The following is a 13,666-nucleotide window of genomic DNA, read 5'->3' as shown; positions in this document are numbered from 1 at the left end:
GTAACGATTACAGGCTGGCAGTAAAGGTACGGGCGATAACGTCGCGCTGCTGTTCGGCAGTCAGTGAGTTAAAGCGTACCGCGTAGCCAGAAACACGGATGGTCAGCTGCGGATATTTTTCCGGATGCTTAACGGCATCTTCCAGCGTTTCACGACGCAGCACGTTAACGTTCAGATGCTGACCGCCTTCAACACGGACTTCAGGTTTGATTTCCATTGGGATTTCGCGGTATTCGAACTCGCCCAGCGCGTTAACCTGAACAACTTCATCTTCAGCAAAGCCTGCTTTTGCGCATACGCAGCGCGCTTCGCCTTTCTCGTTGTCCAGCAGCCAGAAAGAGTTCAGCAGGTCGTCGTTTGCAGCTTTAGTAATCTGGATACCAGTAATCATGTGATGTCTCCCTTACACTACAATATTGGGTGTCGCCCGTTCGTTCGGGCAATTGGTAAAACCATTGTTGCTTGAGTGTATATATATCAGTCAAACACTCGTCATTCCTTGACTTAAATCAACAAAAACCACACCAGCAAAAGGGTGATAACTGAAGATTATTGTTTTATATCAATTTTACCCTCACACCACCTTCAAAATTCTGTGTAAATTTTCAATATTTTTCAATGTAATGACATTTTTGGCTCGCCAGTTTTGTTCCCTCGTCATATGCAGTTAAGCTAAAGACAGTGAAAATTCGCAGGAGAGCGAGATGACAGCACCTTTGACCTGGCACGACGTACTGGCCGATGAAAAAAAACAGCCTTACTTCGTTAATACTCTGAATACCGTTGCCGCGGAACGTCAGGACGGCATCACCATTTATCCGCCCCAGAAAGATGTGTTCAACGCCTTTCGTTTTACCGAGCTGGCAGATGTCAAAGTGGTGATCCTGGGACAGGATCCCTACCACGGACCGGGTCAGGCGCACGGCCTGGCGTTTTCTGTACGTCCGGGCGTTGCCATTCCCCCTTCCCTGCTGAATATGTATAAGGAGCTGGAAGCCTCGGTGCCGGGGTTTACCCGCCCTTCACATGGTTACCTGGAAAGCTGGGCGCGTCAGGGTGTTCTGTTGCTCAACACCGTACTGACGGTTCGTGCCGGGCAGGCCCATTCTCATGCCAGCCTCGGGTGGGAGACATTTACCGACAAGGTCATCAGCCTGATTAACCAGCACCGGGAAGGGGTGGTCTTTTTGCTCTGGGGATCGCATGCGCAGAAGAAAGGGTCGATCATTGATACTCAGCGCCATCATGTGCTGAAAGCGCCGCACCCGTCACCGCTGTCAGCCCATCGCGGCTTTTTTGGCTGCAATCATTTTGTGCTGGCGAATGAGTGGCTGGAGAAACAGGGCGAAACGCCGATTGACTGGATGCCGGAGTTACCGGCTGAAAGTGAGTAAGTTGTTGTAGGCCGGGTAAGGCGAAGCCGCCACCCGGCACATTGCCCGGCGGCGCTACGCTTGCCGGGCCTACGAACGACGAACAAAGCGGGATTATGCTTTGTTCTGACGCCACCATTCCGCCAGCAGAACGCCAGTCGCAACGGATACGTTGAGGCTTTCTACATTGCCGGTGCCATCGATAGAGACGCTCAGATCGGCGCTGGAGAGTGCCGCATCGGAGAGACCATCGCGCTCCTGACCCAACACCAGCACCATCTTACGTGGCAGTGTCGCTTTAAACAGCGGCGTGGTGCCTTTGTGGCTGGAGGTGGTCACGATGGCATAGCCCGCCTGACGGAACTGCTCAATCGCTTCCAGCACGCTGTCGCCGGTGATTGGCTGAACGTGCTCCGCGCCGCCTTCCGCCGTACGGATTGCTGCGCCGGATTCCAGCAGTGCCGCATCCTGCAATAGAACCCCTTTCACGCCGAAGTGGGCGCAGCTGCGCATCATGGCGCCGAGGTTGTGCGGGTTACCCACGTCTTCCAGGGCCAGGACGCAGTCATCTTCGCCAGCCTGGCTGACCCACTGCTTAACGGTGGTACCGTTACGTTTCTTAATCAGGAAACAGACGCCACCATGGTGTTCGGTGCCAGACGCTTTGGTGATCTCAGCATCGTCTACCACATGGTAGGCTTTGCGGTTGGCCGCCATCCAGCGCAGCGCTTCTTTGAATCGTGGCGTGACGCTCTGGATGAACCAGGCGCGCACGATGCAATCAGGACGGCTCTGGAACAGGGCCTGACAGGCGTTTTCGCCATAGACGCGCGTCTCTTCCGCACGCTGACGGCGGATCACTTCCGGATCGATAACCGTTTTACCGGCCATACTGCCGTGATCGACGGGCGCAGTGGACTCGTCTCCCGGCGCGCGGGAGACGGTACGCCACGGTGAGGCGTCGCGGCTAAAATCGTCGCGTTTGAAATCATCACGCTTACGGTCGTCACGTTTGCGGTCATCACCGCGGCTGCTTCTCTCATCGCGGGCGGGGCGACGGCCACCGTCTGCACGAGATGGCCCTGGACGCCCGCCACCTTTTCCGGTACGCGGATTTTGGGTGCGTTTATCAGAGTCATCGTCACTGCGGACATACATCACTTTGACCTTGCCGCTTTTGTTTTTCAGTTCGTCGTTCATGCTTTTCTCCACCAGCGCTGCGCGAAGCGCGCAGATTACCCGATGTCCCGGCGCATAGCCATTACTTCGTATAAAAGCCTGTGACTATTGTTCTCATTGAACAAAACGCATTGTTGTTTCAAACAGGGTCGTTGATAATATGTAACATATTGGAAACATAACCGGCATGTTGCCGATTTGTCCCCCTGCTCTACCTGAGGTTAGTTATGAATACCGTATGTGCCAACTGCCAGGCTCTTAACCGCATTCCGGAAGATCGCATTGATGACGGAGCAAAATGCGGACGCTGCGGTCATGAATTGTTCGATGGTGACGTGATTAATGCTACCGGCGAAACTCTGGATAAACTGCTGAAGGATGATCTGCCGGTTGTTGTCGACTTCTGGGCACCGTGGTGCGGCCCGTGCCGTAACTTTGCGCCGATCTTTGAAGATGTCGCCGAAGAGCGTAGCGGTAAAATGCGTTTTGTGAAAGTGAACACCGAAGCTGAGCGCGAACTGAGCTCCCGCTTCCGCATTCGTAGTATCCCGACCATTATGATTTTCAAAAATGGTGAAGTCGTCGATATGCTCAATGGTGCCGTTCCGAAAGCACCTTTTGATAGCTGGCTGAACGAATCCCTCTGACATTCCGGGGCACGTAACTTGTGCCCCGCCCTCGCCTCTGCGAGAATGGCGTTTTTTCTGCGCTCCTTCCCATGACTGATAACGCCGTACTGCAACTGCGCGCCGAACGCCTGGCGCGTGCGACTCGCCCTTTTCTTGCCCGTGGTAACCGCATTCGTCGCTGTCAGCGCTGCCTGCTGCCGCTCAGGCAGTGTCTCTGCGCGACGCTGGCGCCCAGCCATGCTCAAAGCCGTTTCTGTCTGGTGATGTTCGATACCGAACCGATGAAGCCCAGCAATACCGGACGGCTGATCGCCGATATTCTACCGGATACCGCGGCCTTCCAGTGGTCACGCACTGAGCCACCTCAGGCGCTGCTCGATCTGGTCGCCAGCCCCGACTATCAACCGATGGTAGTGTTTCCGGCCTCCTACGCCGGTGAAACGCGTCAGGTGATTACCGCGCCCCCCGCCGGTAAACCGCCGCTGTTTATCATGCTGGATGGCACCTGGACTGAAGCGCGTAAAATGTTTCGCAAAAGCCCCTATCTGGATACGCTGCCGGTGATCTCCGTCGATTTGTCGCGCGTCTCGGCTTACCGGCTGCGTGAAGCCCACGCAGAAGGCCAGTATTGTACTGCCGAAGTGGCCATTGCCCTGCTGGATCTGGCGGGGGATGTTCAGGCGGCAGGCGCCCTGGGCGACCATTTCACGCGTTTTCGCGAACGTTATCTGGCCGGAAAAACCATTCATAAGGGAAGCATCACAGCGGCGGAGCCGGAAAGCGTTTAAAATCATCAGGTCACTCGCCTTTTCAGGAGATCTGTATGAGCCAGCGCGGGCTAGAAGCCTTACTCCGCCCTAAATCCATTGCCGTGATTGGCGCGTCGATGAAGCCCGAACGCGCTGGTTATCTGATGATGCGTAACCTGCTTGCTGGCGGCTTTAATGGCCCGATACTGCCGGTCACCCCTGCGTATAAAGCGGTGCTGGGCGTTCTGGCCTGGCCAGAGGTGGAGAGCCTGCCCTTCATTCCCGATCTCGCGGTGCTCTGTACCCACGCCCGACGTAACATCGCCCTGCTCGACGCGCTGGGGAAGAAGGGCTGCAAAACCTGCATTATTCTCTCTTCGCCCCCTGAACAGCAGGCGGAGCTGCTGGCCTGTGCGACGCGCTACCAGATGCGACTGCTGGGGCCAAACAGCCTGGGTCTTCTGGCACCGTGGCAGGGGCTGAATGCCAGCTTTTCTCCCGTTCCGATACGTAAAGGCAAGCTGGCCTTTATCTCCCAGTCGGCGGCGGTATCCAACACGATCCTCGACTGGGCCCAGCAGCGCGAAATGGGCTTTTCCTATTTCATCGCGCTGGGCGACGGTCTGGACATTGACGTTGACGAGCTGCTGGATTTTCTGGCGCGCGATAGCAAAACCAGCGCCATCCTGCTCTATCTTGAGCATCTCAGCGACGCGCGTCGCTTCGTCTCGGCAGCCCGTAGCGCTTCACGCAACAAACCAATTCTGGTGATCAAAAGCGGGCGTAGCCCGGCCGCCCAGCGTCTTTTGCATTCACATTCAGGCATGGATCCGGCATGGGATGCCGCTATCCAGCGTGCCGGCTTGCTGCGTGTTCAGGACACCCACGAACTCTTTTCCGCTGTCGAAACGCTCAGCCATATGCGCCCGCTACGGGGGGAACGGCTGATGATCATCAGTAACGGCGCCGCCCCTGCCGCGCTGGCGCTGGACGAACTCTGGCTGCGTAACGGTAAGCTGGCCACCCTCAGCGAAGAGACAATACAGCGTCTGCGGGAGGCGCTGCCGCCCGGCGTGGAGCCGGGTAATCCGCTCGACTTACGCGACGATGCCAGCAGCGAGCACTATCTCAGCGCACTCAATATCCTGCTGGACAGCCAGGACTTTGATGCCCTGATGGTCATTCACTCCCCTAGTGCCGTAGCCCCGGGCAGCGAAAGCGCTCGTGCGCTGATTGATATTGTGAAGAAGCATCCGCGCGGAAAGTATGTGTCGCTTCTGACTAACTGGTGCGGTGAATTTTCATCTCAGGAGGCGCGACGTCTCTTCAGCGAGGCTGGCCTCCCCACTTACCGTACCCCGGAAGGCACCATCACCGCTTTTATGCATATGGTGGAGTATCGGCGCAATCAGAAACAGCTGCGGGAGACGCCTGCCCTGCCGGGAAACCTGACCGCCAATACGGGTCATGCTCACGACCTGTTGCAGCGTGCCATTGATGACGGCGCGCGTTCGCTGGATACGCACGAGGTACAGCCGATCCTGACCGCCTATGGTCTGCATACGCTGCCCACCTGGATCGCCAGCGACAGCGCGGAAGCGGTACATATCGCCGAGCAGATCGGTTATCCGGTGGCACTAAAACTGCGTTCGCCAGATATCCCGCATAAATCTGAAGTTCAGGGGGTGATGTTGTATCTGCGTACCGCGGCGGAAGTCCAGCAGGCGGCGGATGCTATTATCGATCGCGTTAAAATGGCCTGGCCCCAGGCGCGGATCCACGGCCTGCTGGTGCAGAGCATGGCTAATCGTGCCGGCGCGCAGGAGCTACGGGTGGTAGTGGAACACGATCCGGTCTTCGGTCCGCTGATTATGCTGGGCGAAGGGGGCGTAGAGTGGCGCCCTGAAGAGCAGGCGGTGGTGGCCCTGCCGCCTCTGAACATGAACCTGGCGCGTTATCTGGTGATCCAGGCGATCAAGAGCAAAAAGATCCGCGGACGCAGTGCCTTAAGACCGCTGGATATCGCCGCCCTGAGCCAGTTCCTGGTGCAGGTATCGAACCTGATTGTTGATAGCCCGGAAATCCAGCGTCTGGATATTCATCCTTTACTGGTATCCGGCAGCGAACTGACGGCGCTGGATGTGACGATGGATGTGGCGGCCTATACCGGCGATCGCGAAAGCCGGCTTGCTATCCGCCCTTACCCCCATCAGCTTGAAGAGTGGGTAGAGATGAAAAATGGCGAACTCTCGCTGTTCCGCCCTATCCTTCCTGAAGATGAACCCCAGCTTCAGCGCTTTATCGCTCAGGTCACAAAAGAAGATTTGTACTACCGCTACTTTAGCGAAATCAACGAATTTACCCACGAAGATTTAGCCAATATGACGCAGATCGACTACGATCGGGAAATGGCTTTTGTTGCCGTCCGACGCACTGAAGAGGGCGATGAAATCCTTGGCGTCACACGTGCCATCTCCGATCCTGATAACGTCGATGCGGAGTTTGCGGTGCTTGTCCGCTCCGATCTGAAAGGTCTGGGGCTGGGAAGACGATTACTCGAAAAGCTAATCAGTTATACGCGCGATCACGGACTGATCCGCCTCAATGGCATTACTATGCCTAACAACCGTGGCATGGTCGCCCTGGCGCGAAAGCTAGGCTTTACCGTTGATATCCAGCTTGAAGATGGGATCGTCGGATTGACTCTGCAGCTGATGCCATCAGGTAAACAAGAGTAAGGTACTGGAAATGTTGACCACTTTAAACGGCACTGGTGGTATGATTGCCCGCTTCTGTTGGCTGCATAGTCCATATAATCCTTCAATGAACAGAGAAGAAACGCACTGTGATGTTGTCCAAATTTAAGCGTAATAAACATCAACAACACCTTGCTCAACTACCGAAGCTTTCTCAGTCAGTTGATGATGTAGAGTTTTTTTATGCTCCCGCCGATTTTCGGGAGACGCTACTGGAAAAAATTGCCAGCGCAACGCATCGTATCTGCATTATCGCGCTTTATCTTGAACAGGATGAGGGCGGCAGCGCCATTTTACGCGCCGTGTACGAAGCCAAACGCCAGCGCCCTGAGCTGGATGTCCGTATCCTGGTCGACTGGCATCGCGCCCAGCGCGGTCGTATTGGCGCGGCTGCGTCCAACACCAATGCCGACTGGTATTGCCGCATGGCGCAGGAAAACCCCGGCGTAGATGTCCCCGTTTATGGTGTTCCGGTTAACACTCGCGAAGCTCTGGGCGTCCTCCATTTCAAAGGCTTTATCATTGATGACAGCGTGCTCTATAGCGGCGCGAGTCTGAACGACGTCTATCTGCATCAGCTGGATAAGTACCGTTACGATCGTTATCACCTGGTGCGTAATGCCCGCATGGCTGACGTCATGTTTGAGTGGGTGGACCAACATCTGGTGCATGGCCGCGGCGTAAATCGCCTTGACGATCCACAGCGACCAAAAAGCCCGGAGATCAAAAATGACATCCGCCTTTTCCGTCAGGAACTGCGCGATGCCATGTTCCATTTCCAGGGCGACGCCGATAATGAACAGCTTGCAGTGACCCCACTGGTCGGGCTGGGTAAATCCAGCCTGCTCAACAAGACCATCTTCCATCTGATGCCGTGTACAGAGCATAAGCTGACCATCTGTACACCGTACTTCAACCTGCCGGCGGTGCTGGTGCGTAACATCATTCAGCTGTTGCGCGACGGTAAAAAGGTGGAAATTATCGTTGGCGATAAAACCGCGAACGATTTCTTCATTCCTGAAGATCAGCCGTTTAAGATCATCGGCGCCCTGCCTTATCTCTATGAGATCAACCTGCGCCGCTTCCTGAGCCGCCTGCAGTACTATGTGAATACCGATCAGCTGGTTGTGCGTCTGTGGAAAGATGAAGATAACAGCTATCACCTGAAAGGCATGTGGGTTGATGATGAATGGATGCTGCTGACGGGCAATAACCTCAATCCACGGGCGTGGCGATTGGATCTTGAAAATGCGATTTTGATCCACGATCCCCGCCATGAGCTGGCTGCTCCGCGCGACCGTGAACTGGATCTGATCCGCACGCACACCACTGTGGTTAACCATTATCGCGATCTGCAAAGTATCGCTGATTATCCGGTGAAAGTGCGTAAGCTCATTCGCCGTTTACGTCGCATCCGAATCGACCGGTTGATTAGCCGCATCCTGTAATCTTCAGCCCTGTCATTGACGGGGCTTTTTTATGGAGGTCGTTGTGCGTTATTTGCTGTTAATGGGCTGTCTGGTTTTGGGTGGATGCAGCCATATGGCTCAGGATAGCTGGTCTGGTCAGGATAAGGCGCAACACTTTTTAGCCTCGGCGATGCTCTCGGCTGCGGGTAATGAATATGCCCAGCGCCAGGGCTACAGCCGCGACCGCAGCGCTGCATACGGCCTGATGTTTTCGGTTAGTCTGGGGGCATCGAAAGAGCTCTGGGACAGCCGCCCGGCAGGGAGCGGCTGGAGCTGGAAAGATTTTGCCTGGGACATAGCCGGTGCGACTACCGGCTATGCCGTCTGGCAGATGGCGGATCATTAAAGACGCACGCCTTTCCCTTTGCGATGCAGCATTAAAGAGACAATAAATGCCAGCGCTCCCATCAGCGTGACGTACCAGAAAAAGATTGTCTCACTCCCCACCGATTTTAATGACAGGGCAACATATTCCGCTGAGCCGCCAAACAGCGCGTTAGCCACCGCATAAGACAACCCAACGCCCAGTGCACGCACCTGAGCCGGGAACATCTCTGCCTTAAGAATGCCGCTGATCGAGGTGTAAAAACTGGCAATGACCAACGCGACCATCACCAGTGCAAAAGCGGCATAAGGGGATGTGACATGCTGGAGTGCAGTGAGAATGGGCACAGTACATATTGCCGACAACCCACCGAAAATCAGCATCGAGCTACGACGACCGATTCTATCCGACAGTGCACCGATAATGGGCTGGATGAGCATAAAGACAAAGAGCGCCACCGTCATGACCATGCTCGCCACGTTAGCGTGCATACCCGTGGTGTTAACCAGATACTTCTGCATATAGGTGGTGAAGGTATAGAAGGTGAGCGAACCGCCAGCCGTAAAGCCGAGCACCATTAAAAAGGCTTTCCGGTTACGCCATAAGCCTTTAAATGAACCTGCCTCTTTTAACGTCCTTACCTCTTTACGCGACGTTTCGTCCAGCTGACGGCGCAGCCACAGCGCCACAATGGCAAGGATGGCGCCAAGCGCAAAAGGAATACGCCATCCCCAGGCACGGAGATCTTCATCACTCAGAACCTGTTGCAGGATCACGACGGCCAGAATAGCCAGGAGCTGTCCCCCTATCAGGGTGACGTACTGAAATGAGGCATAAAAGCCTTTACGCCCTTCCACGGCAACTTCACTCATATATGTCGCGCTTGTGCCATATTCCCCCCCAACGGAAAGTCCCTGGAACAAACGTGCCAACAGCAGTAAGGCTGGAGCCCAAGTGCCGATAGTGTCATAGCCCGGCAGACAGGCGATAACCAGGGAGCCGAAACACATCATGCAGACGGAGATCAGCATGGACGTTTTTCGCCCCTTTCGATCGGCAATACGCCCAAAGAGCCAGCCGCCGATTGGACGCATCAAAAAGCCTGCGGCGAAAACGCCTGCAGTTTGCAGAAGCTGGGTCGTGGTATTGCCGGATGGGAAGAAGATATGGGCAAAATAGAGCGAGCAAAACGAGTAAACGTAAAAGTCGAACCATTCAACCAGATTGCCTGAAGATGCACCGACGATTGCCCAAATCCTGCGGCGAGTATCGTCCTCTGCCAGTTTTTTACTATCCGTATCTGTACTTGCTACGGTTTCTGTCATTTTAAATCCCCTGTCTTACAATGCGGGCCAAAGCACCCACTCCAGTAAAACCAGATTTAAAATTTAACGTTAGGTAAAATAATTGTTTCTATTATGTTTCATTTGGTTTTGTTATCTGGATCACAAAACGAATCCTGCCATGGGTAACATTGTTACCCCCACTTTTTTTGATGCGCTTGTTTTCGTTGTAAATAATCCTCATCGGCGCGAATTTTATCCCACCATCCTTTGAAAACTTTTGCGGCTTCGGCTTTGACGGGATCGTGATCCAGCGGGCGCACGTTACGTTCATCATCGTACTTTTTTCCGCCTTTGTGGTTGGCGTAGCGTCTGGCGCGGGTATATCCCATCTGGATAAATTTTCTGGCCATATCCATGCCCACAAAATCGTCTTGCTGACGGTATTGCTCAAAGAGTGCGTATATTTCCTGCGCAGATTTTGTCGCAACCTCAGCATTTTTGTATCGCCAGTAGGGCAGAATTTCGCTTTTGTAAGGTTCAACCAGCAGAACGCCTTGCTCTCCCCGCCCTACCTGATAAAGCTCAGGATGGTCGCGAAAATTTATGTTGGCGAAATCTTGTTGGTAGTTAAAAGGGGGATTAGGCAAAATAACCTCGTTGACGATGCGTATCTTGTTATTTTAGCCAGAGATTGTTGATTGTGCCCGCCAGGGTGGAAAAGCAAAAAACCCCGTACCTTGCGGTACGGGGTTTCTTTAATTGATGCCTGGCAGTTCCCTACTCTCGCATGGGGAGACCCCACACTACCATCGGCGCTACGGCGTTTCACTTCTGAGTTCGGCATGGGGTCAGGTGGGACCACCGCGCTACAGCCGCCAGGCAAATTCTGTAATCTGTATCAGCTGAAAATCTCTCAAATCCACCGAAACAGCTTCGGCGTTGTAAGGTTAAGCCTCACGGTTCATTAGTACCGGTTAGCTCAACGCATCGCTGCGCTTACACACCCGGCCTATCAACGTCGTCGTCTTCAACGTTCCTTCAGGACCCTTAAAGGGTCAGGGAGAACTCATCTCGGGGCAAGTTTCGTGCTTAGATGCTTTCAGCACTTATCTCTTCCGCATTTAGCTACCGGGCAGTGCCATTGGCATGACAACCCGAACACCAGTGATGCGTCCACTCCGGTCCTCTCGTACTAGGAGCAGCCCCCCTCAATTCTCCAGCGCCCACGGCAGATAGGGACCGAACTGTCTCACGACGTTCTAAACCCAGCTCGCGTACCACTTTAAATGGCGAACAGCCATACCCTTGGGACCTACTTCAGCCCCAGGATGTGATGAGCCGACATCGAGGTGCCAAACACCGCCGTCGATATGAACTCTTGGGCGGTATCAGCCTGTTATCCCCGGAGTACCTTTTATCCGTTGAGCGATGGCCCTTCCATTCAGAACCACCGGATCACTATGACCTGCTTTCGCACCTGCTCGAGCCGTCACTCTCGCAGTCAAGCCAGCTTATGCCATTGCACTAACCTCCTGATGTCCGACCAGGATTAGCTGACCTTCGTGCTCCTCCGTTACTCTTTAGGAGGAGACCGCCCCAGTCAAACTACCCACCAGACACTGTCCGCAACCCGGATTACGGGTCCACGTTAGAACACCAGCCATTAAAGGGTGGTATTTCAAGGACGGCTCCATGCAGACTGGCGTCCACACTTCAAAGCCTCCCACCTATCCTACACATCAAGGACCAGTGTTCAGTGTCAAGCTATAGTAAAGGTTCACGGGGTCTTTCCGTCTTGCCGCGGGTACACTGCATCTTCACAGCGATTTCAATTTCACTGAGTCTCGGGTGGAGACAGCCTGGCCATCATTACGCCATTCGTGCAGGTCGGAACTTACCCGACAAGGAATTTCGCTACCTTAGGACCGTTATAGTTACGGCCGCCGTTTACCGGGGCTTCGATCAAGAGCTTCGCGTTGCCGCTAACCCCATCAATTAACCTTCCGGCACCGGGCAGGCGTCACACCGTATACGTCCACTTTCGTGTTTGCACAGTGCTGTGTTTTTAATAAACAGTTGCAGCCAGCTGGTATCTTCGACTGATTTCAGCTCCACCCGCAGGGGCTTCACCTACATATCAGCGTGCCTTCTCCCGAAGTTACGGCACCATTTTGCCTAGTTCCTTCACCCGAGTTCTCTCAAGCGCCTTGGTATTCTCTACCTGACCACCTGTGTCGGTTTGGGGTACGATTTGATGTTACCTGATGCTTAGAGGCTTTTCCTGGAAGCAGGGCATTTGTTGCTTCAGCACCGTAGTGCCTCGTCATCACACCTCAGCGTTAAAAGGTACCGGATTTACCTGGAACCTCCGCCTACATGCTTAAACCGGGACAACCGTCGCCCGGCCAACATAGCCTTCTCCGTCCCCCTTCGCAGTAACACCGAGTACAGGAATATTAACCTGTTTCCCATCGACTACGCCTTTCGGCCTCGCCTTAGGGGTCGACTCACCCTGCCCCGATTAACGTTGGACAGGAACCCTTGGTCTTCCGGCGAGCGGGCTTTTCACCCGCTTTATCGTTACTTATGTCAGCATTCGCACTTCTGATACCTCCAGCATGCCTCACGGCACACCTTCGCAGGCTTACAGAACGCTCCCCTACCCAACAACACATAGTGTCGCTGCCGCAGCTTCGGTGCATGGTTTAGCCCCGTTACATCTTCCGCGCAGGCCGACTCGACCAGTGAGCTATTACGCTTTCTTTAAATGATGGCTGCTTCTAAGCCAACATCCTGGCTGTCTGTGCCTTCCCACATCGTTTCCCACTTAACCATGACTTTGGGACCTTAGCTGGCGGTCTGGGTTGTTTCCCTCTTCACGACGGACGTTAGCACCCGCCGTGTGTCTCCCGTGATAACATTCTCCGGTATTCGCAGTTTGCATCGGGTTGGTAAGCCGGGATGGCCCCCTAGCCGAAACAGTGCTCTACCCCGGAGATGAATTCACGAGGCGCTACCTAAATAGCTTTCGGGGAGAACCAGCTATCTCCCGGTTTGATTGGCCTTTCACCCCCAGCCACAGGTCATCCGCTAATTTTTCAACATTAGTCGGTTCGGTCCTCCAGTTAGTGTTACCCAACCTTCAACCTGCCCATGGCTAGATCACCGGGTTTCGGGTCTATACCCTGCAACTTAACGCCCAGTTAAGACTCGGTTTCCCTTCGGCTCCCCTATACGGTTAACCTTGCTACAGAATATAAGTCGCTGACCCATTATACAAAAGGTACGCAGTCACACCCGAAGGTGCTCCCACTGCTTGTACGTACACGGTTTCAGGTTCTTTTTCACTCCCCTCGCCGGGGTTCTTTTCGCCTTTCCCTCACGGTACTGGTTCACTATCGGTCAGTCAGGAGTATTTAGCCTTGGAGGATGGTCCCCCCATATTCAGACAGGATACCACGTGTCCCGCCCTACTCTTCGAGTTCACAGCAAGTGTGCTTTCGTGTACGGGAGTATCACCCTGTACCCTGCGACTTTCCAGACGCTTCCACTAACACACAAGCTGATTCAGACTCCGGGCTGCTCCCCGTTCGCTCGCCGCTACTGGGGGAATCTCGGTTGATTTCTTTTCCTCGGGGTACTTAGATGTTTCAGTTCCCCGGTTCGCCTCGTTAGCCTATGTATTCAGCTAACGATAGTGTGACGAATCACACTGGGTTTCCCCATTCGGACATCGCCGGGTCAAGGGTTCATATCACCTCGCCGGCGCTTTTCGCAGATTAGCACGTCCTTCATCGCCTCTGACTGCCAGGGCATCCACCGTGTACGCTTAGTCGCTTAACCTCACAACCCGAAGCTGTTTCACTTCGCGTTGTGAAAATTTGAGAGACTCGAACACAC

Annotated in this window: 10 protein-coding genes and 2 rRNA genes; 6 read left to right on the top strand and 6 right to left on the bottom strand. The window is 54.3% G+C overall.

Annotation, left to right across the window (positions count from 1 at the left end; translation table 11 throughout):
* Positions 1 to 7: 7 nt before the first annotated feature.
* A complete protein-coding gene (grcA, locus tag DVA44_RS05785) occupies positions 8 to 391 on the bottom strand; it encodes an autonomous glycyl radical cofactor GrcA (protein WP_103824585.1) in 384 nt (127 codons plus the stop codon).
* A 313-nt stretch (positions 392 to 704) separates the two neighbouring features.
* On the opposite strand from grcA, the gene ung reads away from it, so the two are divergent.
* On the top strand, positions 705 to 1,394 hold the full coding sequence (gene ung, locus DVA44_RS05780; protein ID WP_103180764.1) for a uracil-DNA glycosylase: 690 nt from the start codon (positions 705 to 707) through the stop codon (positions 1,392 to 1,394).
* Positions 1,395 to 1,487: 93 nt separating this feature from the next.
* On the opposite strand, the gene DVA44_RS05775 is transcribed toward ung, so the two are convergent.
* Positions 1,488 to 2,573 carry a tRNA/rRNA methyltransferase gene (locus tag DVA44_RS05775; protein WP_103180765.1) on the bottom strand — a complete coding sequence of 362 codons (1,086 nt, stop codon included), beginning with the start codon at positions 2,571 to 2,573 and terminating at the stop codon, positions 1,488 to 1,490.
* A 206-nt stretch (positions 2,574 to 2,779) separates the two neighbouring features.
* Here DVA44_RS05775 and trxC point away from each other — a divergent pair, with 206 nt between their 5' ends.
* From trxC to DVA44_RS05745, 5 genes are all read left to right on the top strand, one after another.
* A complete protein-coding gene (gene trxC, locus DVA44_RS05765; protein ID WP_103180766.1) occupies positions 2,780 to 3,199 on the top strand; it encodes a thioredoxin TrxC in 420 nt (139 codons plus the stop codon).
* A 71-nt stretch (positions 3,200 to 3,270) separates the two neighbouring features.
* Positions 3,271 to 3,969, top strand: a complete 699-nt coding sequence (tapT, locus tag DVA44_RS05760) for a tRNA-uridine aminocarboxypropyltransferase (RefSeq protein ID WP_114385942.1) — start codon at positions 3,271 to 3,273, stop codon at positions 3,967 to 3,969.
* A 35-nt stretch (positions 3,970 to 4,004) separates the two neighbouring features.
* On the top strand, positions 4,005 to 6,668 hold the full coding sequence (gene pat, locus DVA44_RS05755) for a protein lysine acetyltransferase (RefSeq protein ID WP_114385941.1): 2,664 nt from the start codon (positions 4,005 to 4,007) through the stop codon (positions 6,666 to 6,668).
* 110 nt (positions 6,669 to 6,778) lie between these two features.
* Positions 6,779 to 8,134, top strand: coding sequence for a CDP-diacylglycerol--serine O-phosphatidyltransferase (pssA, locus tag DVA44_RS05750; RefSeq protein ID WP_114385940.1), 1,356 nt, complete (start codon positions 6,779 to 6,781; stop codon positions 8,132 to 8,134).
* A 61-nt stretch (positions 8,135 to 8,195) separates the two neighbouring features.
* Positions 8,196 to 8,501, top strand: coding sequence for a YfiM family lipoprotein (locus tag DVA44_RS05745; protein ID WP_371413862.1), 306 nt, complete (start codon positions 8,196 to 8,198; stop codon positions 8,499 to 8,501).
* Here the strand turns inward: DVA44_RS05745 and DVA44_RS05740 are convergent.
* The 4 genes from DVA44_RS05740 to DVA44_RS05725 form a co-directional block, all read right to left on the bottom strand.
* Positions 8,498 to 9,805: an MFS transporter gene (locus DVA44_RS05740; protein WP_114385939.1), complete on the bottom strand. Its 1,308-nt coding sequence runs from the start codon at positions 9,803 to 9,805 to the stop codon at positions 8,498 to 8,500. The two genes, DVA44_RS05745 and DVA44_RS05740, sit on opposite strands and share 4 nt — an antisense overlap.
* Positions 9,806 to 9,957: 152 nt before the next feature.
* Positions 9,958 to 10,413: a DUF4385 domain-containing protein gene (locus DVA44_RS05735; protein WP_103180771.1), complete on the bottom strand. Its 456-nt coding sequence runs from the start codon at positions 10,411 to 10,413 to the stop codon at positions 9,958 to 9,960.
* A gap of 117 nt (positions 10,414 to 10,530) precedes the next feature.
* A 5S ribosomal RNA gene (rrf, locus tag DVA44_RS05730) occupies positions 10,531 to 10,646 on the bottom strand.
* 63 nt (positions 10,647 to 10,709) lie between these two features.
* A 23S ribosomal RNA gene (locus DVA44_RS05725) occupies positions 10,710 to 13,609 on the bottom strand.
* Positions 13,610 to 13,666: the final 57 nt, after the last annotated feature.

Origin of the sequence: Leclercia sp. W17, from assembly GCF_003336325.1 — a bacterium.
Lineage (GTDB): Bacteria > Pseudomonadota > Gammaproteobacteria > Enterobacterales > Enterobacteriaceae > Enterobacter.
This window is presented reverse-complemented; position numbering and strand designations above follow the sequence as displayed.